Raw genomic sequence first — 25,674 nt, forward strand, 5'->3', positions numbered from 1 at the left:
ACATGAACGAGGGAGTGCCCTGTGCAGATTTTGCTGATTGCAAGTGCCTTCAACAGCCTGACTCAACGTGTTCTTACCGAATTGCAGGACCGCGGCCACAGCGTCGGAGTGACGCTGGCCCTGGGTGACGACGAGGCGCTGCGTGACGCGGTGGCCCGGCATGCACCGCAGCTGATCGTCGCGCCGATGCTCACCAGCGCCATCCCCGAAGATGTCTGGACCGAGCACACCTGCCTGATCGTCCATCCCGGCCCGCCCGGCGACCGAGGCCCGTCCTCGCTCGACTGGGCGCTGCAGGGCGGCGCGCGAAGCTGGGGGGTGACCGTGCTGCAAGCGGTCGCGGAGATGGACGCCGGCGATGTCTGGGCCTGGTCGCCGCTGGCGGTGCCGCCCCTGGTTGGCAAGAGCGACCTTTACCGCGGCGAGGTGGCCGATGCCGCCGTCGACGCGGTACTGCTCGCGGTGGAGCGCTTCGCGAGCGGCACCTACCGGCCGCAGCGGCAGGAACCCGCCGCGCTGGCCGCCGGCTGGCGCCCCTTCATGAAGCAGGCCCAAAGGCGTATCGACTGGGCCACGCAATCGACCGATTCGGTGCTGCGCACCCTGCGTGCGGCCGATTCCCAGCCCGGGGTGCTCGACGATCTGCTGGGCGCCGCCTGGTATCTGCACGGCGGTCACCCGGAAGACGAGTTGCGTGGCCAGCCCGGCGAACTGCTCGCCACCCGCGCCGGCGCCATCTGCCGCGCCACCATCGATGGCGCCGTCTGGATCGCGCAGCTGCGGCCTTGGCGCGAACCCGGTTCGGCATTGCCCAGCTACAAGCTGCCTGCGGCACAGGCGCTGGGCGAACGGCTGCCGCCCGGGCTGCCCGAATTGCCGGCGCCGCTGCAACTGCCTGCCGGCCGCCAGACCTGGACCGACATCCGCTACAGCGAAAGCGGCGAGGTTGGCGTGCTGAACTTTTCCTTTCCCGGCGGTGCCATGAGCGCCGCCCAATGCCGGCGCCTGCTCGAAGCCTATCGCTTCGCCTGCACGCGGCCGACCAAGGTGCTGGTCCTGGGCGGCATGCGCGACTTCTTTTCCAACGGCATCCATCTCAACGTGATCGAGGCCGCGGACGATCCTTCCGAGGAATCGTGGGCCAACATCCATGCGATGAACGATCTGGTCGAGGCGGTTCTCAGCACCACCGACCGGCTGACCGTATCGGCGCTGGGTGGCAACGCCGCGGCCGGCGGCGTGATGCTGGCGCTGGCGGCGGACGAGGTGTGGTGCCGCGACGGCGTCATCCTCAACCCCCATTACAAGCTGATGGGCCTGCACGGCTCCGAGTACTGGAGCTACATCCTGCCCAAGCGCGTGGGCGAGCACGAGGCGAAACGGCTCATGCAGTCGGCGCTGCCCGTGAGCGCGAAGCGCGCGGTCGAACTCGGGATGGCGGAGCGTGTGTTGCAGGTCTCGCCGGGAGAACTCGGCGACGAAGTGGCGCGCCTGGCCGCACAGCTGGGCGCTGCACCGAAGCTGCAAGCGCGCATCGCGCGCAAGCAGGCGGCGCGCAAGCGGGACGAGTCGATCAAGCCCCTGCAGCAATACCGTGACGAGGAACTGGCGCACATGCGCCGCAATTTCTTCGATGCGAGCGAGCCGCATGCGGGCCTGCGCTCGGCCTTCGTGCGCAAGGAAAAGGCGCTCGCCACGCCCGAGCACGTCGCGCAGCTGAGCCCGCGCCACTGAGCCGCCGAGAGGCGCTTGCGGCGGCATCCTGTTGCGTCTGTTGCGCCTGTTGCTTGTTGTTGTCTTCTCTTACTCGCAAATCAACTCTTCGAATCAGGGGAAAAGCTTGCGCCGAGCCTGGCTGGCGCGCCAACATGGCTGCCTTCGCTCAATTTGCGAAAGGAGATTTGGGACATGCCGATGGAGCTTTTACGGCAGTTGGCCGACAAAGAATTGCCCCTGGCCTTGTATGCGCCGGCGGACATCGACCGCTTGCGCGTGCTGCGCGCTGCGGACCTGGTCGCAGCATTGATTCCTCCCGTCGAAACCCTGGAAGGTGGCGCACAGGTCCATAAGGCAGCCCAGGTGATGTGCATCACGCCCAAGGGGTGGCAGGCGCTCGCGCGTGAAACCGAAGCCACCGGCTGACGCAGCCGCCAGCCATCGTCCCAAACAGCCCGGTAGCGACGAGCCACCGCCCGAGCCGGTGCCGGGCCAGGACGAACCCAATCCCCAGCCGGCGGAGCCGCCGGGACCCTCCACCGACGAGCCGCGCGCGCCGCCGCAGTTGCGTGCGCGCCAGTGCCCCATGGCGTGCCGGCCTTCCATGAGTCGGTGATTTCCGACAGCATCAAGAGGGCTCGCAGCGGACAAGGCTTTGAATCGGCGGCTGACGGCGTGAACCGCCGCCGGCCGCTGCCGCGCGCACGGCCTTTGGCATATACCTCCAGCACGGGCCCTTCCCGCACAGGAGAAAGCCATGAACCGCAACACGAACGTCGAACAAGAGGATGCAGGCAGCCTGGGTTGGCGCTACTGCTATGAATGCATCTCGCCAGCAGGCTCGCGCATGCGCGTGCTGAGCGAAGCCGAGGCTTACTTCTGGTATGTGCTGGGCTACCGGATCCGCCGGATGCTGGAGCGCGCGCCCTGAACGTGGGCAAGGGCACCCCTTGGGAACCGGGAGCGCGTCATGTTGATACGCCTCACGTCCGTTCCGCCGGCCACCGACCCGCGCATCGTGATCGCCTGTATCCGTGCCTGCGTCTGGGCTGATGTGGAAGGCCGGCCTTTCTGCGTCCTGCGCTGAGCCCTGTCGTCAGGGCGACAGGCTGCGGTGGTGGTCCACCAGCGCTTCCAGCGCGTGGTCGGCCGCCGCGACGCGAACCTCGTTGCGCGAGCCCGCGAACACCCGGGTTTCGGTAAAGGCCTGCTCGGTCAGCGGGCCGGTTCGAAACACCCATGCAAAGCATTGGGTGCCGGGCTCCAGCTCCGGCTCGTCCGCCTCGCCGTCGGCGACGCCCGTGTTGGCGATCGCCACATTGGCTTCGCTGCGCGCCAATGCGCCACGCGCCATTTCCAGCGCCACGGCTTCACTGGTCAGGCCATGCTCTTCGATGGTGGTGGGCTTCACGCCCAGGTGCTTCTGCTTGGCCAGTGCGCTGTAGACCACGAAGGCACCCTCCAGCACACCGCCGGCGCCCGGCGCGTCGGCCAGGCGCGAGGCGATCAGGCCGGCGGTGCAGGACTCGGCGGTGACCAGCACCAGGTGGTGCGCTTCGAGATAGCCGGCAATGTGCTGCCCGGCGGCGGCTGCGGCGTGCATGGGACGCTCCTTTGATCAAGGCTCTGGAGCGCGACCTTATGCCCGCGTGCCGGGCCGCTGCTGTCGGACGATATCCCCTTCGGCCCGAAGCCTGCACCGCTTGCGCGCGGTTCACGAGCGCCGTCAATCGCCTTCAGGCGCCGTCGTAGGCCTTCTGCAGGGCCGCTGCCCCCGTCGCCCAGGCGCGACCAGTAGTGGTCGACCTCTTCCTGCGATTCGCAGTTCACGTACAAGGAAATGGCTTCGGTGAACTTGAACATCGGCCCGCCATTGAGCGCCATGAATTCCTGGCCCTCCAGCGTGAAGGATGCGCCCATGGTCTTGCCGCCGGGCCCCGGCATCAGGCTGGTAACGCGCGAGTTCCTGAAGATCGACGTGTAGAACGCGATGGCTTCTTCGGCATTGTTGTCGAACCACAAGAAGGGGGAGATCTTCTGCATGGCGGTGCACCTCGCGATCAATCAGCTGCAGCAGGCATGGCCGTGGCCCGCCTGGGGCCGCGCCTGGTATTCGTCGTGGCGCTTGACCCAACTGGTCATCTTGGCGCCCTCGGCCGGTTCGCGCCGGCCCAGCGGCGTCATGTCGAGCAGGGCATAGGCGGGCAGCAGCACCTCGCCGCCGCGGCCGTAGGAAGAGTAGGTGTGGAAGACCTCGCCCTGCTCGTTCCTGTAGAAGGCGCTGAGGCCCGAAGCCTCTTCGCCCCAGGGCGCCTGCCGCTTGAAGTTGTAGTCGACTTCACCCGCCGCCACCTGCTCGGGCCGGAAGGACACGCGAAAGTCGTAGTTGAAGTCGCTGCCGTTCGAGGACACCCATGGAATGTCCCAGCCCATGCGTGCCTGGTAGCGCGCGATTTCATCCAGCGGCGCACGCGACACCGCCACCACGCTCACGTCGTGGTGCTGCAGATGCACCACGATCCCGTCCACGTGGTCGAGCAGAAACGAGCAGCCGATGCAGCCTTCTTCCTGCCCCGGCGCCAGCATGAAGTGGTAGATGAGCAGCTGGCTGTTGGCGCCGAACAGCTGTGCCAGGCTGCGCGGACCGTCGTGCGTCTGGAACTGGTAGTCCTGCTCGATCCTCACCCAGGGCAGTTCGCGCCGCTCTTGCGCCAGGCGGTCGTGCAGGCGGGTGAGTTCCTTCTCGCGTTCCACCAGCCGCCGGCTGGCCTCGATCCAGGCGTCGCGCGAAACGACGGGATGCTCTTCTTTTCCGATGCGCATGTTCATGAGGTCCGTCCTTTCAGTCATTCATTCATTCGTTCATGCATGGGTGGCGCGTGCAAGAAAGCGCCCCAGCTTGTCGATGGTGGGCAGCCAGCCGCCCTCGTGGTCGTCGCGCTCGGCCTCGTCCCGGAACTGCTCGTGCAGGAAGTCCATCCGGGTGCCGGTCGCCGTCGGTGCCAGCCGCAGCGTGACCAGCGATTCGCGCTCGGGCGCGCTGCGCCAGGTCCAGGTGAAGACCAGCTTGCTGGCCGGCAGCACCTCGCGGTAAATGCCGTTCACCTCGTGTTCGTCGCCGTTGGCCATGCGAAAGGCCACGCAGAAACTGCCGCCCACCCGCACGTCGGTGCGGGCATGGACCACCGAGTTGTCTTCGCCCGGGCTGAACCAGACGCTCAGCGCTTTCGGGTCGGTCCAGGCCTGCCAGACTTGTTCGGGCGTGACTTCGTCGTAGTGCCGCTGGAGCCGGAGGGCGGGGCGCTCGCGGGCGGCGGGGCTGGTGGCGTCTCGGGCCATGGTGACAACTCCTTCTGGTGATACAGGAAGCGGCCCAGCGCGTCGAAACGCGCGGCCCAGAACTTCTCATAGCGCGACAACCACACGGCGGCCTCCTGCAGGGGCTGCGCAGACAGTTCGCAGCGAACCACCCGGCCTTCCTTGGCGCGAGCGATCAGGCCGGCGTCTTCCAGCACGCGCAGGTGCTTCATGAAGCCGGGCAGCGACATGCCATGCGGCTGCGCCAGCTCCGACACGCTGCGCTCGCCATCGCCCAGGGTAAGCAGAACGTCGCGCCGCGTGCGGTCGGCCAATGCGGCGAACACGCGGTCGAGGTCGGCCGCGTGTTTTTCTTCGGGGATGGAAAACTTAACCATTGGGTTCAGTATTAAGGGATTTGCGCGACCTGTCAACCCGGATGTCTGCATGCAATTTGTGCACGGTCGTTCGAACAAAGGCGCGCTCTTGCTAAAGTGCGGGGATGACTCGAGGCAAGCCCCATCCGCGCCCCAAAAAAGCCGACAGCCGGCCCTCGCAACCGGCCCAGCCGCCAGCTGCTGCGCCGACGGCGCCGAGTCGTCGCACGTGGCTGGTGGGAGCGGCTGTCGTGGCCTGCGCCGCGGCGGGCTACGGCGGCGTGCTGCTGCTGACCGGAACCCCCGCGCAAAAGACGCCGCAAGTGCGCCTGGGCGATGGCAAGTCCGGCCCCGAGGGCATGGCCTGGGTGCCCGGCGGCGAGTTCCTGATGGGCAGCGACAGCAAGCTGGCGCAGCCGAACGAGAAACCGGCGCATCAGGCCCGCGTTCCGGGCTTCTGGATGGACCGCCAGCACGTGACCAACGCGCAGTTCCGGCGCTTCGTCGAGGCCACCGGCTACAAGACCACCGCCGAGCTGCCGCCCGATTGGGAAACCATCCGGGTGCAGGTGCCGCCCGGCACGCCACGTCCGCCGGACAGCGCCCTGGTGCCCGGCGCCATGGTCTTTGTCGGCACGCCGGCCGTGGTCGACTACAGCGACTTCTCGCGCTGGTGGCGCTATGTGCCGGGCGCCGACTGGCGCCATCCGCAAGGCCCCGGCAGCAGCATCGAGGGCAAGGACGATCATCCCGTGGTGCAGGTGAGCCATGCCGATGCGCTGGCCTTTGCCAAGTGGGCCGGCAAGCGCCTGCCGACCGAGGCCGAATGGGAGTTCGCCGCGCGCGGCGGCCTGGAGCAGGCCACCTACGCCTGGGGCGAGGAGTTCACGCCCGGCAAGCAGCAGATGGCCAATGTCTGGCAGGGCCAGCAGCCACGCCAATTTCCGGTGGTGAGCGCAAAGGCGGGTGGTGCCATCGGCACCAACGCGGCCGGCACCTTCCCGGCCAATGGCTACGGCCTGTACGACATGACGGGCAACGCCTGGCAGTGGGTGGCCGACTGGTACCGGGCCGACCAGTTCAAGCGCGAGGCTGCCGCAGCCAAGCTGGCCGACAACCCGCGCGGCCCGCAAGACAGTTTCGATCCCGACGAGCCCGGCGTGCCGGCCAACGCCCCCAAGCGCGTGACGCGCGGCGGCTCCTTTTTGTGCAACGAGGACTTCTGCATGAGTTATCGGCCCAGTGCGCGCCGCGGCACCGACCCGTACACGAGCATGTCGCACCTGGGCTTTCGCCTGGTGATGGACGACGCGGCCTGGGCGGCGCGGCAAAAATCGCAAGCCGCTGCGGCTGCGCCGGCGGCGCTTTCAGCTTCGCGTGGCGGCTGACGTGCGCGGAAGTTCAGCATTTGCCGGCCTGGGAAATTCCTCCTTCGCCAGCCTGACCCCGGCGCCTGCCATGGCGGACGAGGCGGAGCCATGGGTCCGCGGCGAGCTCATCCGCAGCCTGATGCGCGCCGCGCGCGGCTCCTACCTGCTGGCCGCCGCCCTGATGCCGGCCATGATCTCCCTCAGCTGGGGGCATGTGCCGGCCTGGCAGCTCTTCGTCTGGCTCACGCTCGGCGCGGTGGCGACGGGCTTTCGCGTCTGGGGCGAACGGGTCTACACGTCGCAATACGCGGCGCGCGATTCGGCGGCGCAGCAGCGCTTCATGGAGCGCTACCACCCGCTGTGGAGCGCCAGCGCTTTCGTCTGGGGCCTGTCGGTGCTGATCTTCTTCGAGCGCACGCCGCTGATGAACCAGTTCATGAGCTGGCTCATCGTGGCCGGCGTGGCCACCTTCCCGCTCAATGGCCTGTCGCTGCATCCGCCGCTGCTGTACCGCTACGTCAACACGCTGTTCATCACCATGCTGGCCTGCGTGTCGCTGCGGGTGCTGCAGATGGACCTGAGCAATCCGCATTTCAACTACGGCTTCCTGGCGCTGCCGCTGCTGCACTGGTGGATGCTGCTGCGTGCCGGCCGGCGCATCCACGAGACGGCGCGCAACAGCTTCGAGCTGCTCTATCACAACCACATCCTGATCAACTCGCTCACCCAGCAGCGGCAGGCGGCGGTGGCGGCGGTGGCGATGAAGAACCGCTTTTTGGCCAGCGCCGCGCACGACATGCGCCAGCCCGTGCTGGCCCTGTCGCTCTACGCCGACTGGCTGCGCAACGAGCCCGAGCTGGTGCAGGAGATTGCGCCAAAGATCGTGCGCGCCACCCATGCGGTGAACGCGCTGTTCGATTCGCTGTTCGACCTGGCGCGCATCGATTCGGGCCAGGTGCGCCTGCACATCGAGCGGGTCGACGTGAAGCAGCTCTTGCACGACCTGGAGCTGCAATACCGCCCCGTGGCCGAGGCCAAGGGCCTGAGCTTTCGTGTGCATGCGCGCGCTGGCACCGTGCTGACCGACCCGATCCGCGTGCGCCGCATGATCGGCAACCTGATCGCCAACGCCATCAAGTACACGCCGGAAGGCGGCGTGCTGATCGCCTCGCGCCAGACCAGCGAAGGCCTGCGTGTGGAGGTGTGGGACACCGGCATCGGCATTGCGCGCGAACACCTGCGCGACGTGTTCCTGGAGTTCTACAAGGTGGCCGACCACGCCGGCACATCGGACGGTTTCGGCCTCGGCCTGGCCATCGTGGCGCGGCTGTCGCACGCGCTGGGCCACCCGGTGAGCGTGCGCTCAAGGCTCGGGCGCGGCAGCGTCTTCCGCGTGGCCCTGCACGACGCCGACGAGGCGCAGGCCCAGACCCGAATCTCCGGCGCCGTCGGTTAGCCGGACGGGCGCCCTTCAAGCCACACACCACGGAACTGGCTTTGCCAGGCCGTTGGTGTGGTCCCCTCCCCGGGAGGTGGCGAACTACACGCAGCGAAGCGGAGTGAGAAGCCGGGAGGCTAAACGTTCGTTGAAAGCAAACCGTGGTTGCGCGCGTGGTGCAGCGCCTGCGTGCGGCTCTTCACGCCAAGGCGGCGGAACAGGCGCCACAGGTGCACCTTCACCGTGTGCTCGCTGATCTCCAGCTGGGTGGCGATCTCGCGGTTGCTCATGCCCTTGTCGAGCATGGCGATCAGCTGCGTCTGGCGCTTGGACAGCTTGCCGCTGCTGGCCGGCGTCACGTCTTCACGTTCGTCGTCGGCCGACAGCAGGCCGCGCAGGGCGGCGGTGAGCTCGGCCGAGCCTGCCGACTTCTCGATGTAGATGTCGGCGCCGGCTTCGATGCAGGCCTCTTCCATGTCGGCTGCCGGCGAGGCGGAATACACCGCGATCGGAATGCCGGGGTAGCTGTTCTTGACGGCCAGGACGCCAGAAACGCCCGTGGTGTCGGGCAGCTTGAGGTCCAGGCAGAAGAGGTCGGGCGTGCCGTGCTGACGGACAGCGGCGGCGAGCCGGTCGAGGCGCTCGAGTTCGACGATGTTTTCGGCGGGACGCAGGCGGCGCAGCACCATGACGATGGCGTCACGCATCAGGGGGTGGTCGTCGATGACGTAAATGCTCATGCTTGTTCAATTCAATGCTTATGCGCCAAATCTGGCAGGACCCTTTGTTGTTGTTTTTCGGGGGTGGCGCGTTTTCCTATCCCTTTACTGATCGCCAGTTGCCTTGGCGAGCGCTTCTAGCACTTTGGATGCTGCAAGCGCAACCTCATTGTCGACGGGTTCCAGTCGATCCGCGAAAGAATTCACCAAATCGTGAGGAAGTTGTTGCATCTCGCCTATAACGCGGCCCGCTTCCTGCGGCGTCTGGAAGCCGCGGCTCTGCAAAAGCGTACTTCCTTGTTCATCCAGCAGCTTGAAATAGAACAAACCGTCGCGCTCGCGATACTGTTTGAAACCAGCCTTGGTGGATTTTGTTGACTTGGCGGCCTTTGCGACGGGTTTGGCGCCCGTGGCCAGGCTGCGCAGGCCCACTGCCTGTCGCAAACGTGACATGAAGGGCTGCGACAGGGCGTGCGCCTTCTCGGCGCCGGCCAGCAGGGTGGCCTCGATCTGGGCCGGCTCGGCCATCAGCGTCTCGTAGCGTTCGCGCAGCGGGGCGATTTCCCGGTCGATGCGTTCGAACAGCAACTGTTTCGCGTCGCCCCAGGCAATGCCCTCTGCGTAGGCGCCGCGCAGCGCCTGCGTTTCGTCCTCGCTGGCAAAGGCCTGGTAGATCTGGAACAGGGCCGAGCCCTCGGTGTCCTTGGGCTCGCCCGGCGCGCGCGAGTCGGTGACGATGCCGGCGATCAGCTTCTGCAACTGCGGGCGCGGCGTGAAGAGCGGAATGGTGTTGTCGTAGCTCTTGCTCATCTTGCGCCCGTCCAGGCCGGGCAAGAGGGCCACTGCATCGTCGATCACCACCTCGGGCAGGGTGAAGTGCTCGCCATACAGGTTGTTGAAACGCTGCGCGATGTCGCGCGTCATCTCCAGGTGCTGCACCTGATCGCGCCCCACAGGCACCTTGTGGGCGTTGAACATCAGGATGTCGGCGCCCATCAGCACCGGGTACATGAACAGGCCCGCGCTGACGTCGTTGTCCGGGTCCTCGTTCTTCGCCAGGTTCTTGTCCACGGCGGCCTTGTAGGCATGGGCGCGGTTGAGCATGCCCTTGGCGCTGACGCAGGTCAGGAACCAGGTGAGCTCGGGAATCTCGGGAATGTCGGACTGGCGGTAGAAGGTGACGCGCTCCGGGTCGAGCCCGCAGGCCAGCCAGGTGGCGGCGATCTCCAACGTGGAGCGCTGGATGCGCGCCGGTTCGTCGCACTTGATGAGCGCGTGGTAGTCGGCCAGGAAGTAGAAGCTCTGGACGTTGTCGTGCCGGCTGAACTGCACCGAGGGCCGCACCGAGCCGACGTAGTTGCCCAGATGCGGCGTGCCGGTGGTGGTGATGCCGGTGAGGTAGCGGGTGATCGAAGGGGACGAGGCCATGGGGAGGAGAACAGTCTCAGAACAGCAAACAACAACTTCAACGCAGCAGCGCGGCGAACGGGGTCAGAAGCAGGTTGATCGCTTCGTAGCCGAAGTTCATCAAGGGACGCAGCCACCAGGTGCCGACCACCCCGGCGATCACCAGGCCCATCACGATGAAGAAACCGAAGGGCTCGATGCGCGCCAGCAGCTCCTGCGCGCCGCCACGCGGCAGCAGGCCGGCCAGCACGCGGCCGCCATCGAGCGGCGGCAGCGGAAAGAGGTTGAAGGCCCACATCACCAGGTTGACCAGCACGCCGGCCTGGCACATCTTGACGAAGAACGGCTCCTGGATGCCGAAGGCCAGCAGGCCCACCAGCAGCATTGCCCACAGGATGGCCTGCGCGAAATTGGATGCCGGGCCGGCCAGCGCCACCCAGATCATGTCGCGCTTGGGATGGCGCAGCTGCCCGAACTGCACCGGCACCGGCTTGGCATAACCGAACAGGAAGGTGCCCGAGGTCGCGAAGTACAGCAGCAGCGGCATCAGGATGGTGCCGATCGGATCGATGTGCTTGATCGGGTTGAGCGTGACCCGCCCAAGAACGTAGGCCGTGTTGTCGCCCAGGTAGCGGGCCACATAGCCGTGGGCCGCTTCATGCACCGTGATCGCGAAGAGCACGGGCAGGGCGTAGATCAGGACGGTTTGAACGAGTTGATTGATATCCACCTGGGGATTGTCTCAGAGCGCCACCAAGCACCCCGGACGGGGCTTTAGAGGCCCAGGGCCGATAAGGGGCCACGGCCCAGGCGCACCACGACCGGCTCGCCACCGTCGCCCATGGGCGTGAGGTCGACCACCGTGGTGGGCTGCGAGGGGCAGGCGCCGGCGTCGATCACGCCGCCTACCTGTTTCTCGAAGCGCTCGCGAATCGCTTGCGCGTCGTTCAGCGCCTCGGTCTCGCCGGGCGCGATCAGGGTGGTGGCAAGCAGGGCTTCGCCGTGCAGCATCAGCAGTTCGCTCAGCACCCGGTGCTCGGGCACGCGCAGGCCGATGGTCTTGCGTTGTGGATGGCTAACGCGGCGCGGCACTTCCTTGGTGGCCTCGAGCAGGAAGGTGTAGGGGCCGGGCGTGGCGGACTTGAGCAGGCGGTACTGCTTGTTGTCGACCCGCGCGTAGTTGGCCAGCTCGCTCAGGTCGCGGCACAGCAGGGTGAGGTGGTGCTTGTCGTCGACCTGGCGGATGCGCCGCAGCTTTTCGACCGCGTCCTTGTCGTCCAGGTGGCAGGCCAGCGCATAGCTGGAATCGGTGGGCACGGCGATCACCTCGCCGCGCGCCAGCAGCGCAGCCGCCTGCTTGAGCAGGCGCTGCTGCGGGTTGTCGGGATGGACTTCGAAGTATTGGGCCATGGTCAGGATTCTGCCGGCTCGATCGGCAGGCGGCGTTCTTTGACGGTGAGCCAGGCACCGGCGGCGCCGCAGATGGCGATGAGGCCGATGCCGATCAGCGACACGGCGTCCGGCACGCGCGAGAACACCAGCCAGCCACCCAGCATGGCAAAGCCGATCTGCGCATAGAGGTAGGGCGTGAGCGTGGACGCCGGCGCGCGCTGGAAGGCCAGGATCAGCATGAAGTGGCCCACCGTGCCCATGAAGCCCATGAGGCACAGCAGCGCCCACCAGTGCCAGGAGGGCAGCGCGGTCCAGGCGAAGGGCAGGGCCAGCGACGCGATGGCGGCGCCGACCCAGCCGCTGTAGAAGTTCATGGTCAGCGGGTTCTCGGTCTGCGCCAGCTTGCTGGTGAGCACCTGGAACCAGGCATTGGTGACCACCAGGCCGACCGGCAGCAGCGTGGCCCAGCTGAAGGCATCGCCCCCGGGTCGCAGGATGATCAGCGTGCCGGCAAAGCCGCCGGCCACCAGGCCCCAGCGCAGCGGCGAGACCTGTTCCTTGAGCTGGGTGGCGGCCAGCAGGGTGACCACCAGCGGCACGACCAGCACGATGGCGGTGAACTCGGCCATCGGCATGTAGCGCAGGCTCAGGAAGGCCAGGCTGCTGGACACCAGCAGCAGCGCGCCGCGCAAGATCTGGTACTTGGGATGCGCCGTGCGCAACACCGCCAGTCCGTGTCGCGGCAGCAGCACCGCCGCCATGGTGACCGCCTGAAAGACGTAGCGGAACCACACGCCCATGATCACCGGCACGGCGGCGGTGGAGAGCTTGGTGGCGGTGTCGAGGGTGGCGAAGCAGGCCGTGGCCAGCAGCACCAGGCCGATGCCGGCCAGGACGCGTTCGGAAGCGAGATCCCGTGCGCCCCGCGGCGCAGGCTCTACGGCGCTCACGCAGCCCCCACGCTCGGCACTGCCGTGTCCTCGCTGCCCCCCGAGGGGGCTTTCGCGCCTTCGGGCGGCCGTGCGGCGCTCACTGGATACGACTCTCCAGCAGCTCCCACACCGGCTGCAGATTGCCGGGCAGCCATGGCAGCTGGCCCAGGTCGCAATGGCTTTCGTTGGGGCTGTGAAAGTCGCTGCCGCGCGAGGCGGCAAAGCCGAACTCGAGGGCCTTGTCGGCGTATTCCTGGAACTCGGGCGGGCTGTGGCTGCCGGTCACGACCTCGATGGCGCGGCCGCCGTGGGCCTTGAACTCGAGGAAGAGCGCGTACTCTTCGTTGGCGGTGAAGCGGTAGCGGCCCGGGTGCGCGATGACGGCGACGCCGCCGGCATCACTGATCCAGTGCACCGCATCCTTGAGGTTGGCCCAACGATGCGGCACATAGCCCGGCTTGCCTTCGGTGAGGTACTTCCTGAACACCTCGTTGGTGTCGCGGCACCAGCCGCCTTCGACCAAAAAGCGCGCAAAGTGGGTGCGTGAGATGAGCTCCGGGTTGCCGACGAACTTGAGCGCGCCTTCGTAGGCGCCGTGGATGCCGGCCCGGGCCAGGCCTTCGGACATCTCCTCTGCCCGCCGGCCGCGCCCACCGCGCGTGTCGTACAGGCCCTGGCGCATCGCGGCATCGTCCGGGTCGAAGCCCAGGCCGACGATGTGCACCGTCTCGTTGGCGAAGGTGACGGAGATCTCGGTGCCGGTGAGGTACTTGAGGCCGTTGGCCTTGGCCGCAGCAGCGGCGCGATGCTGGCCGCCGATCTCGTCATGGTCGGTGAGCGACCACAACTCGACCCCGTTGGCGGCGGCGCGTGCCGCCAGTTCCTCCGGAGTGAGCGTGCCGTCGGACACCACGGAGTGGCAGTGCAGGTCGGCATTCAGGATGGAAGTCACGCTTCGATCTTATTCTTTCTGGGAGGGGCTCGCCCGCCGACGCCTCCTACACGCGAAGGCAAAACACTCTGTCACCCCCAAGTCACGTGATCGACACATGATTCGTTTTCCCCTTTTGAACCGCCGAACGAACCATGACCTTGCCCAATTTCACCGGTGGCCAGAACGAAATGATGGAGCGCATTGCGCGCGATCTGGTCGACAGCTATGACGAAGAGATCGAGCTCGAACTCGAGGACCGCGAGATCGACGAATCCGGCGTGGTGAGCGACGCCGGCAACAAGGAGGCGCGGCGCCTCTACTTCAGCGAACTGTTCCGCCTGCAGGCCGAACTGGTCAAGTTGCAGGACTGGGTGCAGCACACCGGCCAGCGGGTGGTGATCCTGTTCGAAGGGCGCGACGCGGCCGGCAAGGGCGGGGTCATCAAGCGCATCACGCAGCGCCTCAACCCGCGCGTGGTGCGGGTGGCGGCGCTGCCGGCGCCGAACGACCGCGAGCGCACGCAGTGGTACTTCCAGCGCTACGTGGCGCACCTGCCCGCCGCTGGCGAAATGGTGCTGTTCGACCGCAGCTGGTACAACCGCGCCGGCGTCGAGCGCGTCATGGGCTTTTGCACCGACGAGGAGTATGAGGAGTTCTTCCGCAGCGTGCCCGAGTTCGAGCGCATGCTGGTGCGCTCGGGCATCCGTCTCATCAAGTACTGGTTCTCCATCACCGACGACGAGCAGCACATGCGCTTTCTCGGCCGCATCCACGACCCGCTCAAGCAATGGAAGCTCAGCCCGATGGACCTGGAAAGCCGGCGCCTGTGGGAGGAGTACACCAAGGCCAAGGAAACCATGCTGGACCGCACGCACATCCCCGAAGCGCCGTGGTGGGTGGTGCAGGCGGTCGACAAGAAGAAGGCCCGGCTGAACTGCATTCATCACCTGCTGCAGCAGATGCCCTATCAAGAGGTGGATCATCCGCCCGTCGTACTGCCGGCGCGGGTGCGCAATGCCGACTACCTGCGCAACCCGGTGCCCGACGAAATGATGGTGCCGGAGGTCTATTGACCCGCGGCCGGCCCGGGCGCGGAAGCTGCTAAGGTGCATCGATCCGTCGGTATCGACGCACATTCATGGTTCGCCGTTCGTCCACTTCGCCTGCTTCCGTTTTCGCCAAGGCCTATCAGCGCAACCTGAAAGCGATGACGCGCGCCACCCTGACCGGTGGCAAGCGGCTGGCCGGCCAGGTGCAGCGCGCCGCGGCGCAGATCAACCGGCCGCCGCCCGGCCCGGGTGACTGGCTGCCCGGCGTGGCGCTCGGGCCCGCCGGCGCGCGGCGCTTTCACCTGTACCGGCCGCCCGACCTGGTCCTGGCGCCGGGCGAGAAGCTGCCGCTCATGGTCATGCTGCACGGCTGCGGCCAGACCGGGCGCGACTTTGCCGTCAGCACGCGCATGAACCGGCTGGCCGCGCGCGAGCGCTTCCTGGTGCTCTACCCGGAGCAGGACCGCATGGCCAACGCGCACGGCTGCTGGAACTGGTTCGAGCGCCGTTCCGGCAAGGCCGACGCCGAGGTCGCCACCATCGTGGCGGCGGTCGACCAGGTCATGCTGCTCTACCCGGCGGACCGCGACCGGGTCGCCATCGCCGGACTCTCGGCGGGGGCCAGCATGGCGGCGCTGGTGGCAACGCGCCATCCGGCGCGCTTCCAGGCAGTGGCGGTCCATTCGGGCGTGGCGCCGGGCGCCGCCAAATCGGCCAGCACGGCCCTGGGCGCGATGCGCGGCAGGCACATGCCACCGGTGTTCACCACCGCCGTCGGCAAGGCCATGGGCGCGGCGGCCCAGTTCACCACCTTGCCGCCGCTGTTGGTGCTGCATGGCGATGCCGATGAGGTGGTGGCCATCGACAACGCCGACAACATCGCCAGCGTGTGGGCCACCGCCACCGGGGCGCGGCCGGGCACGGCGCGGGTGCTGCAGCGGGGCCAGCGCTACCCAGCACGCCTGACCGACTTCCGGCGCCTGGGCCGCACCATGGTGAGCGTCTGCGAGATCGACGGCCTGGGCCATACGTGGAGCGGCGGCCTGGGCAGCCAGCCCTTCAGCGATCCACGCGGCCCAGACGCCACGCGCATGGTCTGGGCTTTCGCGCAGCGGGCCTTTCGCGAATCGACGAAGAAGTAGAGACGAGGCCAGCCAGGCCTGTACGCCACCGGGCGTATTTTCGGCAGAGGGGCGCGTGCGCAGACTCCGGTCCACCAGCTTTGGATCAACACAACCGGAGAAGACTCTCATGCACCCACAACGTCGATTCACCCTCAAGGCGCTGACGGCCGCTGTCGCACTAGCCTCCATGGGCATCAGCGCCCAGGCGGCCGACACCATCAAGGTGGGTGTGCTGCACTCGCTGTCGGGCACCATGGCCATCTCGGAAACGGTGCTCAAGGACACCGTGCTGATGGCCATCGACGAGATCAATGCCAAGGGCGGCGTGATGGGCAAGAAGCTCGAGCCCGTGGTGGTCGACCCGGCCTCCAACTGGCCGCTGTTTGCCGAGAAGACCAAGCAGCTGCTGGGCCAGGACAAGGTCGCCGTGATCTTCGGCTGCTGGACCTCGGTGTCGCGCAAATCGGTGCTGCCGGTGGTCGAGGAAATGAACGGCCTCTTGTTCTACCCCGTGCAGTACGAGGGCGAAGAACTCAGCAAAAACGTCTTCTACACCGGCGCCGCACCGAACCAGCAGGCCATTCCCGCGGTCGACTACTTGATGAGCAAGGAAGGCGGCGGCGCCAAGCGCTGGGTGCTGCTGGGCACCGACTACGTCTACCCGCGCACCACCAACAAGATCCTGCGCGCCTACCTCAAGAGCAAGGGCGTGAAGGACTCGGACATCGACGAGAAGTACACCCCCTTCGGCCACAGCGACTACCAGACCATCGTGGCCGACGTCAAGAAGTTCTCGGCCGGCGGCAAGACGGCGGTGGTGTCCACCATCAACGGCGACTCCAACGTGCCCTTCTACAAGGAGCTCGGCAACGCCGGCCTGAAGGCCAAGGACGTGCCGGTGGTGGCCTTCTCGGTGGGTGAGGAAGAGCTGCGCGGCGTCGACACCAAGCCGCTGGTGGGCCACCTGGCCGCCTGGAACTACTTCATGTCGATCAAGAACCCGACCAACACCGAGTTCATCAAGAAGTGGAGCGACTACGCCAAGGCCAAGAACATTCCCGGCCACAAGGACAAGCCGCTGACCAACGACCCGATGGAAGCCACCTACATCGGCATCAACATGTGGAAGCAGGCGGTGGAGAAGGCCAAGAGCACCGACACCGACAAGGTCATCGCCGCCATGGCCGGCCAGACCTTCAAGGCGCCCTCGGGCATCGTCAGCAAGATGGACGAGAAGAACCACCACCTGCACAAGAGCGTGTTCATCGGCGAGATCAAGGCCGACGGCCAGTTCAGCGTGGTCTGGAAGACCAAGGAACCGGTCAAGGCCAAGCCCTGGAGCCCGTACATCGAAGGCAACGACAGGAAGCCCGACTACCCCGCCGGAAAGTCGATGTAAGCAGCAAGCGGCGCGCTACGGCGCGCCGCTTCGTTTTGGGACCATCTTTTCAATTCTGATCCGCGAAGCATGTTTCTCAGATACCTCTTGGCTGCCGGTCTGATGCTGGGCTCCGCGGCCCACGCGCTCACCAGCGACGAAGCCAAGGCCATTGCCTCGGGCGATACCGAGGAGCGCGTCGCTGCCCTCAACAAGGCGGTCGCCAACGCCGACGACAAGACCGCGGCCTTCATCCAGGCCATGTCGGACGACGCGGTGAAGTTCACCGAGGACAAGGTCTACCTCATCAAGGACGACAAGGCCTTCGATCCGGTCAGCGGCACGGAACTGAAGCTGCCGGACGACGCGCAGGACGTGGTCAACAACAACCTGATGCGCGGCGCGCTGGAAGCCGCGCAGGCCGCGCTGCAACTCGCGAGCAAGGACGACGCGGTGCGCCTGGCCGCCGCGCAGGCCCTTTTCAAGGAGCCCGACGAATCGCGCGTGCCGCTGGTCGACAAGGCGCTGGCCGCCGAGACCAACCCGAAGATCAAGGCGCAGTTGGAACTGGTGCGCGCCGCCGGCCTGCTGGGTAGCGCCGACCCGGCCAAGCGCCTGGCGGCCGCCAAGGAACTGGGCAGCAACCGCAACCCCGAGACCAAGCTGCTGCTGAACCAGCGCCTGGCCGAGGAGAGCGACGCGGCGGTGAAGAACGCCATCACCGCGTCCATCCAGAACATCGATGCCTCGCTGGTCTGGGGCGACCGGCTCAACGCCATCTTCAGCGGCGTCAGCCTGGGCTCGGTGCTGCTGCTGGCCGCGCTGGGCCTGGCCATCACCTACGGCCTGATGGGCGTGATCAACATGGCACACGGCGAGCTGATGATGATCGGCGCCTACGCCACCTACGTGATGCAGGGCATCTTTCAGGCCTGGCTGCCGGCATCGATGTTCGGCTGGTACCTGGTGGCGGCCATTCCCGTGGCCTTCTGCGCCTCGGCGCTGGTGGGCGCGGTGCTGGAACGCGGGGTGATCCGCTTCCTCTACGGGCGGCCGCTGGAGACCCTGCTGGCCACCTGGGGTATCAGCCTGATGTTGCAGCAGCTGGTGCGCTCGATCTTCGGCGCGCAGAACGTGGGCGTGGAGAACCCGGCCTGGATGAGCGGCGGCCTGCGGCTCTTGTCCAACGTGACGCTGCCCTGGAACCGCATCGGCATCATCATCTTCGCCGCCCTGGTGTTGCTGGCCATGGGCTACCTGATCGGCCGCACCCGCCTGGGCCTGTTTGTTCGCGGCGTAACGCAGAACCGGCCGATCGCCTCGTGCATGGGTGTCAACACGGCGCGCATCGATACCTACGCCTTCGCGCTGGGCTCGGGCATCGCCGGCCTGGCCGGCTGCGCGCTCTCGCAGATCGGCAACGTGGGGCCCGACCTGGGCCAGAGCTACATCGTCGACAGCTTCATGGTGGTGGTGATGGGCGGCGTCGGCCAGCTCGCCGGCACCGTGTATGCGGCGCTTGGCCTGGGCGTGCTCAACAAATTCATCGAAGGCTGGTCCGGCGCGGTGCTCGCGAAGATCGCGGTGCTGGTCTTCATCATCATCTTCATCCAGAAGCGCCCGCAAGGGATCTTTGCGGTGAAAGGTCGGAGCGCTGAAGCATGAGTCGGGTCGCACTTCCATCCAAGGGGCCGCTGCTGGGCGGCAAAGGCTGGACGGCCTTCTTCGTCGCGCTGATCGCGCTGTGCGCACTGGCGCCGTTGCTCAACCTGTGGGTGCCGGCCGGCAGTGCCTTCCACATGAGCGACTACGCCGTGGCATTGGTCGGCAAGATCATGTGCTACGCCATCTGCGCACTGGCCATGGACCTGATCTGGGGCTACACCGGCATCCTGTCGCTGGGCCATGGCCTCTTTTTCGCGCTGGGCGGCTACATGATGGGCATGTACCTCATGCGGCAGATCGGCCGCGACGGCAACTACAAGAGCGAGCTGCCGGACTTCATGGTGTTCCTGGACTGGAAGGAACTGCCCTGGCACTGGGCGCTGTCCGACAGCTTCGTCGCCACGCTGATCCTGATCGTGGCGGTACCGGGTCTGCTGGCTTTCGTGTTCGGCTTCTTCGCCTTCCGCTCGCGCATCAAGGGCGTGTATTTCTCGATCATCACGCAGGCCATGACCTTCGCGGCCATGCTCCTCTTCTTTCGCAACGAGACGGGCTTTGGTGGCAACAACGGCTTCACCGACTTCAAGCGCATCCTGGGAATTCCGGCGGCCACGCAGGAAATGCGCATGACCCTGTTCGTGCTCACCGGCCTCACTTTGCTGGGCTTCTTCCTCTTTGCCAAATGGCTGATCGGCAGCAAGTTCGGCCGCGTGCTGCAGGCCATCCGCGATGCCGAGACCCGCGTCATGTTCTCGGGCTACAACCCGCTGCCCTACAAGCTCACCATCTGGGTCATCTCGGCCATGATGTGCGGCGTGGCTGGGGCGCTGTACGTGCCGCAGGTGGGCATCATCAACCCGAGCGAGATGAGCCCGGCCGCATCCATCGAAATCGCGATCTGGACTGCGGTGGGCGGGCGGGCGTCGCTGGTGGGGCCGATCGTCGGCGCCTTCATCGTCAACGGCGCCAAGAGCTGGCTCACCGTGGCGGCGCCGGAGTTCTGGCTGTACTTTTTGGGCGCGCTCTTCATTGCCGTCACGCTGTTCCTGCCGGACGGCATCGTCGGCCTGGTGAAGAAGCTGGCCGCCCGCTGGCGTGCGCCGGCCAAGGTGGAGGCCACACGGCCTGCACCGCCAGCCGCTAGCGAAGACGTGCGCCGAGGGCGCCGCGCGCTGGCTGCAGAAGAGGGCGTGGAGCCCGGTGCCCTGCCGCCGCTCGCCGCCGACGCGAAGGGAGCCCGCGCATGACGCCCGACCTGATGGACGCCGGCGCCGAGCGCGTGGCGCGCCACTTTCATGCCGGCGATCCGCTGCTTCAAACCGAATCGGGTGGCCGTGCCGCCGGCTTCGGCCGCGTGGTTGAAGGTGGCGAAGTCGACGTCACCCACGGCCGCATCCTGTACCTGGAAGACGTGAGCGTCAGCTTCGACGGCTTCAAGGCCATCAACAAGCTGAGCCTGGACATCGCGCCGGGCGAGCTGCGCTGCATCATCGGCCCCAACGGCGCCGGCAAGACCACGATGATGGACATCATCACCGGCAAGACGCGGCCCGACTCGGGCACCGTGTTTTTCGGCAGCACCATCGACTTGTTGCGGCACAAGGAAGCCGAGATCGCCCAGCTGGGCATCGGCCGGAAGTTCCAGAAGCCGACGGTGTTCGAGCACCTCACCGTGTTCGAGAACCTGGAGTTGGCGCTCAAGACCAACAAGGGGGTGAAGGCCTCCATGCTTTTCAAGCTGGATTCGGCGCAGAGCGACCGGCTGGCCGAGGTGCTGGAGACCATCCACCTGGCCGGCAGCGTGTCGCGCATGGCGGGCAACCTCAGCCACGGGCAGAAGCAATGGCTGGAGATCGGCATGCTGTTGATGCAGGACCCGAAGTTGCTGCTGCTGGACGAGCCGGTGGCCGGCATGACCGATGAGGAAACCGCGCGCACCGCCGAGCTTTTCCTGTCGCTCAAGGGCCAGCATTCGCTGATGGTGGTGGAGCACGACATGAGCTTCATCAAGACCATTTCGGAGATCGTCACGGTGCTGTGCGACGGCTCGGTGCTGGCGCAAGGCACGCTCGACGAAGTGCAGGCCGACGAGCGCGTGATCGAGGTGTACCTGGGCCGATAGAACCATGTTGAGCGTCAAGAACATTCACCAGTACTACGGCGGCTCGCACATCCTGCGCGACGTGAGCCTCGAAGCGCGCCTGGGCAAGGTCACGGTCCTCTTGGGCCGCAACGGCGTGGGCAAGACCACTTTGCTGAAGTCGCTGATGGGCCTGGTGCCCATCAAGAGCGGCAGCATCGAGTTCGACGGCCAGCCGATTCAGAAGAAGACGCCCTACGAGCGCGCCCGCGCCGGCGTGGGCTTCGTGCCGCAGGGCCGCGAGATCTTCTCGCGCCTGACGGTGGAAGAGAACCTGCGCATGGGCCTGGCCTACAAGCGCGCCGGCACGCCGATCCCGCCGGAGCTGTTCGAGCTCTTCCCGGTCTTGAAGCAGATGATCAACCGGCGCGGCGGCGACCTGTCGGGCGGGCAACAGCAGCAACTCGCCATTGCCCGCGCGCTGGCGCCCAAGCCGAAGCTGCTGATCCTCGACGAGCCCACCGAAGGCATCCAGCCCAGCATCATCAAGGACATCGGCCGCGTCATCCGCATGCTGGCCGACCGCGGCGACATGGCCATCGTCCTGTGCGAGCAGTACTACGACTTCGCGCAGGAACTGGCCGACGATTACCTCGTGATGGAGCGCGGCGAAGTCATTGCGCGTGGCCTTGGGAAAGACATGGAGTCACAGGGCGTTCGTCAGTTGGTCGCGATTTAGGGTTGGGGTGGCGCGGTGCGGTGGATCAACCCGAAACCAACGCCCGATCAAGCGCCCGGTGTCTCGGCAAAGGCCTGTGTGCCCCTGTGCCGGCGCGCCTCTCGGGCGCCGAGAAGCGCAGTGGGCCCGGCCCGCACGCGTGCCGAAGGACACGCGTGCTTCAACCTCTAGCTTGCGGCAGCTGTTTGAGCAGAGTGAACGAAGTGAACGCCGCGAGTTCTGCCGCAGGGCCGGGTCCGCGAGCATCGCAGGGGAGCCGGCGCTTCAGCGCCGGCCGTCCGAGCGAAGCGCCGGCGCAGGGGCACACAGGCCTTTGCCGTCCCCCGACCTCAAAACGCATCAGTCCAACAGCGGCGCCACTTCCTCCAGCGGCTTGCGCTCCGCATCCACCGCGTAACGCAGCGCAAACAGCCCCGCGCCGATGACAAGAACGGCACCGATGGCATAGCCAGCGGCCACCGCGTCCCGGCTCCCGGTCTGGATCAGCGCCCCGAACAGCCACGGCGCCACAAAGCCACCGATCCCGGTCCCCACCGCGTAGAAGATGGCGATGGCCAGCGCCCGCATCTGCAGGGGGAACACCTCGCTCACCGTGAGGTAGGCCGAGCTGGCGGCCGCCGAGGCGAGGAAGAACACCGCCGACCAGCATAGGGCCTGGCTGCGCGCGTCCAGCCAGCCCTGCATGAAGGCCCAGCCGGTCAGCGCCAGGCCGATGCCCGCGAAGACGTAGGTGAGGGCGATCATGCGGCGCCGCCCGACGCTGTCGAACAGCGGACCCAGCAGCAGGGGGCCGAGCACATTTCCCAGCGCAAAGGGAAAGATGTAGAGCGCCACCTGCGCATCGGGAACGCCGTAGAAGCGGGTCAGCACCAGCGCATAGGTGAAGAAGATCGCGTTGTAGAAAAAGGCCTGCGAAATCATCAGCGCCAGCACCACCGCGCTGCGCTGCGGATAGCGGCGCAGCAGCACGTGCGCCACCTCGCGCAGGCCCGGCGGATCGCGCGGCTTGACGGCTTCGCAAAATGGCACCTCGGCGAGCGAGCCGTGCTGGGCGCGCACCTGCGCCTCGATGTCGTCGACGATGCGCTGGGCTTCTTCCGCCCGGCCATGCGCGGCCAGCCAGCGCGGGCTTTCCGGCACGTCGCGCCGCACCAGCAGGATGGCAATGGCCAGCAGCGCGCCCAGGCCGAAGCACACGCGCCAGCCCCACACCGGCCCGAGCACCCGTGCATCCAGCAGCACCAGGCTCAAGCCCGCGCCCAGCGCCGCGCCGATCCAGAAACTGCCGTTGATCGCCAGGTTCACTCGCCCGCGCACGCGTGCCGGAATCAGTTCGTCGATGGCCGAGTTGATGGCCGCGTATTCACCGCCGATGCCCAGCCCGGTGGCAAAGCGGCACAGCGCGAAGAAGGCGAAGTCGGTCGAGAAGGCGGTGGAGAAGGTGGCACCGGCATACAGCGCCAGGGTCAGCAGGAACAGGCGCTTGCGGCCCAGCCGGTCTGCCAGGCGGCCGAAGACGAGCGCGCCGACCACCGCGCCGCCCACATAGAGCGATCCGGTGATGCCCACTTGCGTGGCCGTCAGGCCCAGCGTATCGCCGCGCTCCAGCACGCCGCCGAGCGAGCCGACCAGCGTGACTTCGAGCCCGTCGAGCACCCAGGCCACGCCCAGCGCCGCGACCACCCGCCAGTGCCAGCGCGACCAGGGCAGGCGATCGAGGCGAAGTGCGACCTCGCTGCTCACATCTCACGCTCCGGGCTTGCGCTCCGCCAGCGCCGGCGGCACCCATTCGTAGAGCCAGGTCTCGCTCAAGGACTGGCCGCCGTTCTTGAGGAACACACGCAGGGTGATGGGGTCGGTGCCATCGGTGGGCACCACGTCGAACATCACGCGCACCCCCTTGATCGAAGCCAGGGGCCGGGCCGAGGTGATCTCGGCGCGGCCGCTCGACAGGTTGATGACCGGCTCCACCTCGGCCGTCTTCCAGTCGATGGTTGCCAGCGACCCGCCGGCAAAGTCGATGGCGAAGCGGTAGGAGTAGTACTTGCGCTTTTGCCCCACGATGCCGCCGACGCCGGCGCGGGTGGCCACCACGATCGCTTGCGGCGGGCGCATCGGCGGCTGCGAGCCCCAGTACAGGCGATAGCCGAACAGGGTCTCCTTGCCCGGCAGGATCTTCTGCGCCGGGTTCCAGAAGGCGACCACGTTGTCGAAGGTCTCGTCGATGGTGGGAATCTGCACCAGCTGCACCGCGCCTTCGCCCCAGCCTGCCTTGGGCTCCACCCACAGGCAGGGGCGCTTCTCGTAGAACACGCCGTCGTCCTGGTAGTGGTCGAAGTTGCGGTCGCGCTGCAAAAGGCCGAAGCCCTTCGGGTCCTTGTCGGCAAAGGAGTTGAAGCTGAGCCGAGCCGGGTTGCTGAGCGGGCGCCAGATCCATTCGCCGCTGCCGCTGTTCATCGCCAGGCCGTCGGAATCGTGGATCTCGGGGCGCCAGTCGTTGGCCATGCGCTTGTCGTTCTCGCCGGTCTGGAACATGCTGGTGCAAGGCGCGATGCCAAGGCGCTCGATCGGCTTGCGCGCATACAACGCGGCGTCGATGTCCATCAGGAGCGGCTCGCCCGGCGTGATGGCAAAGCGGTAGGCGCCGGCCACGCTGGGCGAATCGAGCAGGGCATAGACCACCAGCGTGTTGGATGCCGGATCGGGCTGTTCGAAATAGAAGTCGGTGAAGTCCGGAAACTCTTCGGGGCGCGCCAGTGCGGTGTCGACCGCCAGGCCGCGCGCCGACAGGCCGTACTGCCCCTCGGTGCCCACTGCCCGAAAGTAGCTGGCGCCCAGGAAGGCCGCCACGTCGCCCTTGAAGTTGTCCAGCTTCGTGTTGACCCGGAAGCCGGCAAAGCCCAGGTCGCGCGGCTGCTTCGCGCCGTCCAGGCCGCTCTTGCCGTAGTCGAACATGGCCGGGTCATAAGCCAGCTCCTGCGCGCGGCCCTGGGTCACGTCGAACATGCGCACCGGGCGCTTGAAGAACAGGCCCAGGTGAAACAGCTTGACCTGGAACTGCAACTTGCGGTCGGCCCACAGCGCATGGTCGGGCTTGAACTGGATCGACTGGAACTGGTCCCAGTCCAGCGATGCCACATCGGCCGGCAAGGGCCGTCCGTGCTGCTCGTAGGGGCGCGAGGCGAGGTTGCTGGCGGCCCCCTTGAGCCAGGCGTAGTCGAAGGCATGGGGTTGGCCCAAGGGCTGCAGGCCGGCGGCTTGCGCGGCGGGCGAGATGGCGAGGTTGGAGCAGCCGGAGACGGCCAGGGCGCTCGCGGCGCCGAGGAAGGTTCTTCTTTGCATGGGCGCCTAGTCTAGGGAATTCCCGTAGCCCACCCTGTCGGACAGAACCCTGATTCCGACCAGCGGCCTCAGGTACGCCGCAAAATGCCTTCGATCAGGTCGCGTTCGCTCGGGGTGCTGGCAGCAAACAGCAGATCGAACGTCGTGCGCAGGCGCCGGCTCAGTTCGCGCGCGATGTTCATCTGCATCAGGGCAAACTGGCGCGGGTCGTGCTCGAAGAACTCGTGCAACAGGCCGGTGCCCATCTCCAGCGCACTGCAGTCCTGCATCACCTTGATCGATGCGCTGCGCGGCCCCAGGTCCAGCAAGGCCATCTCGCCGAAGCAATCGCCCGGGCCCAGTTCGCGCAGCAGCATCTGGCGGTCGTTCCAGCGCCGCAGCACCGCCACGCGGCCCTGCAGCAGCACGAACAAGCCGGTGCCCGTATCGCCTTCTCGCATGAAGTAGCTGCCTGCCGCCAGCTCGGTCCTGCGCGTGCGCGCAAGAAGAAACTGCAATGCCTCGTCGCTGACGCCGCCGAAGATCGCCATCTGCTGCAAGTCCTGCATCCGATGCTCCACTGTCTCGTGTGGGCCGGACAGTGTAGGCCTAGTCTTACTGTGTCATAAGAGAAGCCTTGCGTTTGCGCGCAGGCAGCACGGACATCGGGGCAGCGTCGCGATCAAGGCTGCGGCGATAAGCAGCCGCAAGGTCGTGATGGACGATCGGACGTGGC

General features: G+C 66.8%; 26 protein-coding genes. 12 read left to right on the forward strand and 14 right to left on the reverse strand.

Going from position 1 to position 25,674, the window contains the following annotated elements:
• Nucleotides 1-21 precede the first annotated feature (21 nt).
• From ACIPRI_RS19020 to ACIPRI_RS19030, 3 genes are all read left to right on the forward strand, one after another.
• Complete coding sequence (locus ACIPRI_RS19020; RefSeq protein ID WP_446623026.1) at nucleotides 22-1,734, forward strand: hydrogenase maturation protein; 1,713 nt, start codon at nucleotides 22-24, stop codon at nucleotides 1,732-1,734.
• A 174-nt stretch (nucleotides 1,735-1,908) separates the two neighbouring features.
• Complete coding sequence (locus tag ACIPRI_RS19025; protein ID WP_446623027.1) at nucleotides 1,909-2,142, forward strand: hypothetical protein; 234 nt, start codon at nucleotides 1,909-1,911, stop codon at nucleotides 2,140-2,142.
• A gap of 331 nt (nucleotides 2,143-2,473) precedes the next feature.
• Entirely contained in the window at nucleotides 2,474-2,647 is a 174-nt protein-coding gene (locus ACIPRI_RS19030) for a hypothetical protein (protein ID WP_446623028.1), read from the forward strand.
• A 165-nt stretch (nucleotides 2,648-2,812) separates the two neighbouring features.
• Here the strand turns inward: ACIPRI_RS19030 and ACIPRI_RS19035 are convergent, their stop codons facing one another.
• Genes ACIPRI_RS19035 through ACIPRI_RS19055 form a run of 5 tightly spaced genes read right to left on the reverse strand, consistent with a single transcriptional unit; the run spans nucleotide 2,813 to nucleotide 5,411 of the window.
• Complete coding sequence (locus ACIPRI_RS19035; protein WP_446623029.1) at nucleotides 2,813-3,319, reverse strand: CinA family protein; 507 nt, start codon at nucleotides 3,317-3,319, stop codon at nucleotides 2,813-2,815.
• Nucleotides 3,223-3,759, reverse strand: coding sequence for a VOC family protein (locus ACIPRI_RS19040; protein ID WP_446623030.1), 537 nt, complete (start codon nucleotides 3,757-3,759; stop codon nucleotides 3,223-3,225). Before ACIPRI_RS19040 ends, ACIPRI_RS19035 begins: the two co-directional genes overlap by 97 nt.
• A gap of 21 nt (nucleotides 3,760-3,780) precedes the next feature.
• Entirely contained in the window at nucleotides 3,781-4,545 is a 765-nt protein-coding gene (locus ACIPRI_RS19045) for a DUF899 domain-containing protein (RefSeq protein WP_446623031.1), read from the reverse strand.
• Between the two features lie 33 nt (nucleotides 4,546-4,578).
• Nucleotides 4,579-4,938 carry an SRPBCC family protein gene (locus ACIPRI_RS19050; RefSeq protein WP_446623065.1) on the reverse strand — a complete coding sequence of 120 codons (360 nt, stop codon included), beginning with the start codon at nucleotides 4,936-4,938 and terminating at the stop codon, nucleotides 4,579-4,581.
• Entirely contained in the window at nucleotides 4,935-5,411 is a 477-nt protein-coding gene (locus ACIPRI_RS19055) for an ArsR/SmtB family transcription factor (protein ID WP_446623032.1), read from the reverse strand. Before ACIPRI_RS19055 ends, ACIPRI_RS19050 begins: the two co-directional genes overlap by 4 nt.
• 104 nt (nucleotides 5,412-5,515) lie before the next feature.
• Between ACIPRI_RS19055 and ACIPRI_RS19060 the strand changes: the two genes are divergently transcribed.
• Together ACIPRI_RS19060 and shkS are read left to right on the forward strand one after the other, a co-directional pair.
• Entirely contained in the window at nucleotides 5,516-6,778 is a 1,263-nt protein-coding gene (locus tag ACIPRI_RS19060) for a formylglycine-generating enzyme family protein (RefSeq protein WP_446623033.1), read from the forward strand.
• Nucleotide 6,779: 1 nt separating this feature from the next.
• Nucleotides 6,780-8,216, forward strand: coding sequence for a surface-behavior sensor histidine kinase ShkS (gene shkS / locus ACIPRI_RS19065; protein WP_446623034.1), 1,437 nt, complete (start codon nucleotides 6,780-6,782; stop codon nucleotides 8,214-8,216).
• 119 nt (nucleotides 8,217-8,335) lie between these two features.
• On the opposite strand, the gene ACIPRI_RS19070 is transcribed toward shkS, so the two are convergent.
• The 6 genes from ACIPRI_RS19070 to ACIPRI_RS19095 all read right to left on the reverse strand — a co-directional run bounded on the left by ACIPRI_RS19070 (nucleotide 8,336) and on the right by ACIPRI_RS19095 (nucleotide 13,600).
• Nucleotides 8,336-8,938: a LuxR C-terminal-related transcriptional regulator gene (locus ACIPRI_RS19070; protein ID WP_446623035.1), complete on the reverse strand. Its 603-nt coding sequence runs from the start codon at nucleotides 8,936-8,938 to the stop codon at nucleotides 8,336-8,338.
• Nucleotides 8,939-9,022: 84 nt separating this feature from the next.
• Nucleotides 9,023-10,345, reverse strand: coding sequence for a tryptophan--tRNA ligase (locus ACIPRI_RS19075; protein ID WP_446623036.1), 1,323 nt, complete (start codon nucleotides 10,343-10,345; stop codon nucleotides 9,023-9,025).
• Nucleotides 10,346-10,382: 37 nt separating this feature from the next.
• Complete coding sequence (locus ACIPRI_RS19080) at nucleotides 10,383-11,054, reverse strand: site-2 protease family protein (RefSeq protein ID WP_446623037.1); 672 nt, start codon at nucleotides 11,052-11,054, stop codon at nucleotides 10,383-10,385.
• Nucleotides 11,055-11,098: 44 nt separating this feature from the next.
• A complete protein-coding gene (locus ACIPRI_RS19085) occupies nucleotides 11,099-11,734 on the reverse strand; it encodes an L-threonylcarbamoyladenylate synthase (RefSeq protein ID WP_446623038.1) in 636 nt (211 codons plus the stop codon).
• Between the two features lie 2 nt (nucleotides 11,735-11,736).
• Nucleotides 11,737-12,666 (reverse strand): DMT family transporter, encoded by a 930-nt coding sequence (locus ACIPRI_RS19090; protein ID WP_446623039.1) that lies wholly within the window; start codon nucleotides 12,664-12,666, stop codon nucleotides 11,737-11,739.
• A 79-nt stretch (nucleotides 12,667-12,745) separates the two neighbouring features.
• The gene (locus tag ACIPRI_RS19095; RefSeq protein ID WP_446623040.1) at nucleotides 12,746-13,600 is read right to left on the reverse strand and encodes a 3',5'-nucleoside bisphosphate phosphatase; all 855 of its coding nucleotides are present in this window, start codon (nucleotides 13,598-13,600) and stop codon (nucleotides 12,746-12,748) included.
• 134 nt (nucleotides 13,601-13,734) lie between these two features.
• Here ACIPRI_RS19095 and ppk2 point away from each other — a divergent pair, with 134 nt between their 5' ends.
• From ppk2 to urtE, 7 genes are all read left to right on the forward strand, one after another.
• Nucleotides 13,735-14,655 carry a polyphosphate kinase 2 gene (ppk2, locus tag ACIPRI_RS19100; RefSeq protein ID WP_446623041.1) on the forward strand — a complete coding sequence of 307 codons (921 nt, stop codon included), beginning with the start codon at nucleotides 13,735-13,737 and terminating at the stop codon, nucleotides 14,653-14,655.
• A gap of 65 nt (nucleotides 14,656-14,720) precedes the next feature.
• Nucleotides 14,721-15,773, forward strand: a complete 1,053-nt coding sequence (locus ACIPRI_RS19105; RefSeq protein ID WP_446623042.1) for an extracellular catalytic domain type 1 short-chain-length polyhydroxyalkanoate depolymerase — start codon at nucleotides 14,721-14,723, stop codon at nucleotides 15,771-15,773.
• A 109-nt stretch (nucleotides 15,774-15,882) separates the two neighbouring features.
• Nucleotides 15,883-17,154, forward strand: coding sequence for an urea ABC transporter substrate-binding protein (urtA, locus tag ACIPRI_RS19110; protein ID WP_446623043.1), 1,272 nt, complete (start codon nucleotides 15,883-15,885; stop codon nucleotides 17,152-17,154).
• A gap of 69 nt (nucleotides 17,155-17,223) precedes the next feature.
• The gene (urtB, locus tag ACIPRI_RS19115; RefSeq protein WP_446623044.1) at nucleotides 17,224-18,798 is read left to right on the forward strand and encodes an urea ABC transporter permease subunit UrtB; all 1,575 of its coding nucleotides are present in this window, start codon (nucleotides 17,224-17,226) and stop codon (nucleotides 18,796-18,798) included.
• Nucleotides 18,795-20,045 carry an urea ABC transporter permease subunit UrtC gene (gene urtC, locus ACIPRI_RS19120; protein ID WP_446623045.1) on the forward strand — a complete coding sequence of 417 codons (1,251 nt, stop codon included), beginning with the start codon at nucleotides 18,795-18,797 and terminating at the stop codon, nucleotides 20,043-20,045. The genes urtB and urtC overlap by 4 nt, the downstream gene beginning before the upstream one ends.
• Complete coding sequence (gene urtD / locus ACIPRI_RS19125; RefSeq protein ID WP_446623046.1) at nucleotides 20,042-20,920, forward strand: urea ABC transporter ATP-binding protein UrtD; 879 nt, start codon at nucleotides 20,042-20,044, stop codon at nucleotides 20,918-20,920. Before urtC ends, urtD begins: the two co-directional genes overlap by 4 nt.
• A 4-nt stretch (nucleotides 20,921-20,924) precedes the next feature.
• A complete protein-coding gene (gene urtE / locus ACIPRI_RS19130) occupies nucleotides 20,925-21,617 on the forward strand; it encodes an urea ABC transporter ATP-binding subunit UrtE (RefSeq protein ID WP_446623047.1) in 693 nt (230 codons plus the stop codon).
• 339 nt (nucleotides 21,618-21,956) lie between these two features.
• Here the strand turns inward: urtE and ACIPRI_RS19135 are convergent, their stop codons facing one another.
• The 3 genes from ACIPRI_RS19135 to ACIPRI_RS19145 form a co-directional block, all read right to left on the reverse strand.
• Nucleotides 21,957-23,360, reverse strand: coding sequence for an MFS transporter (locus tag ACIPRI_RS19135; protein WP_446623048.1), 1,404 nt, complete (start codon nucleotides 23,358-23,360; stop codon nucleotides 21,957-21,959).
• A 3-nt stretch (nucleotides 23,361-23,363) separates the two neighbouring features.
• Nucleotides 23,364-24,959, reverse strand: a complete 1,596-nt coding sequence (locus ACIPRI_RS19140; RefSeq protein ID WP_446623049.1) for a glucan biosynthesis protein — start codon at nucleotides 24,957-24,959, stop codon at nucleotides 23,364-23,366.
• Between the two features lie 68 nt (nucleotides 24,960-25,027).
• Nucleotides 25,028-25,507 carry a Crp/Fnr family transcriptional regulator gene (locus tag ACIPRI_RS19145; RefSeq protein ID WP_446623050.1) on the reverse strand — a complete coding sequence of 160 codons (480 nt, stop codon included), beginning with the start codon at nucleotides 25,505-25,507 and terminating at the stop codon, nucleotides 25,028-25,030.
• Nucleotides 25,508-25,674: the final 167 nt, after the last annotated feature.

The sequence above is a fragment of the Variovorax sp. LARHSF232 genome (genome assembly GCF_052871435.1).

What these genes read in the sequence shown, in the direction of transcription:
- ACIPRI_RS19045 (WP_446623031.1), bottom strand. Translation starts at nt 4,545, where the DNA reads ATGAACATGCGCATCGGAAAAGAAGAGCATCCCGTCGTTTCGCGCGAC.
- ppk2 (WP_446623041.1), top strand. Translation starts at nt 13,735, where the DNA reads ATGACCTTGCCCAATTTCACCGGTGGCCAGAACGAAATGATGGAGCGC.
- ACIPRI_RS19055 (WP_446623032.1), bottom strand. Translation starts at nt 5,411, where the DNA reads ATGGTTAAGTTTTCCATCCCCGAAGAAAAACACGCGGCCGACCTCGAC.
- ACIPRI_RS19060 (WP_446623033.1), top strand. Translation starts at nt 5,516, where the DNA reads ATGACTCGAGGCAAGCCCCATCCGCGCCCCAAAAAAGCCGACAGCCGG.
- ACIPRI_RS19075 (WP_446623036.1), bottom strand. Translation starts at nt 10,345, where the DNA reads ATGGCCTCGTCCCCTTCGATCACCCGCTACCTCACCGGCATCACCACC.
- ACIPRI_RS19040 (WP_446623030.1), bottom strand. Translation starts at nt 3,759, where the DNA reads ATGCAGAAGATCTCCCCCTTCTTGTGGTTCGACAACAATGCCGAAGAA.
- ACIPRI_RS19105 (WP_446623042.1), top strand. Translation starts at nt 14,721, where the DNA reads ATGGTTCGCCGTTCGTCCACTTCGCCTGCTTCCGTTTTCGCCAAGGCC.
- ACIPRI_RS19145 (WP_446623050.1), bottom strand. Translation starts at nt 25,507, where the DNA reads ATGCAGGACTTGCAGCAGATGGCGATCTTCGGCGGCGTCAGCGACGAG.
- urtA (WP_446623043.1), top strand. Translation starts at nt 15,883, where the DNA reads ATGCACCCACAACGTCGATTCACCCTCAAGGCGCTGACGGCCGCTGTC.
- ACIPRI_RS19070 (WP_446623035.1), bottom strand. Translation starts at nt 8,938, where the DNA reads ATGAGCATTTACGTCATCGACGACCACCCCCTGATGCGTGACGCCATC.
- ACIPRI_RS19085 (WP_446623038.1), bottom strand. Translation starts at nt 11,734, where the DNA reads ATGGCCCAATACTTCGAAGTCCATCCCGACAACCCGCAGCAGCGCCTG.
- urtB (WP_446623044.1), top strand. Translation starts at nt 17,224, where the DNA reads ATGTTTCTCAGATACCTCTTGGCTGCCGGTCTGATGCTGGGCTCCGCG.
- ACIPRI_RS19035 (WP_446623029.1), bottom strand. Translation starts at nt 3,319, where the DNA reads ATGCACGCCGCAGCCGCCGCCGGGCAGCACATTGCCGGCTATCTCGAA.
- urtE (WP_446623047.1), top strand. Translation starts at nt 20,925, where the DNA reads ATGTTGAGCGTCAAGAACATTCACCAGTACTACGGCGGCTCGCACATC.
- urtD (WP_446623046.1), top strand. Translation starts at nt 20,042, where the DNA reads ATGACGCCCGACCTGATGGACGCCGGCGCCGAGCGCGTGGCGCGCCAC.
- ACIPRI_RS19140 (WP_446623049.1), bottom strand. Translation starts at nt 24,959, where the DNA reads ATGCAAAGAAGAACCTTCCTCGGCGCCGCGAGCGCCCTGGCCGTCTCC.
- urtC (WP_446623045.1), top strand. Translation starts at nt 18,795, where the DNA reads ATGAGTCGGGTCGCACTTCCATCCAAGGGGCCGCTGCTGGGCGGCAAA.
- ACIPRI_RS19025 (WP_446623027.1), top strand. Translation starts at nt 1,909, where the DNA reads ATGCCGATGGAGCTTTTACGGCAGTTGGCCGACAAAGAATTGCCCCTG.
- ACIPRI_RS19030 (WP_446623028.1), top strand. Translation starts at nt 2,474, where the DNA reads ATGAACCGCAACACGAACGTCGAACAAGAGGATGCAGGCAGCCTGGGT.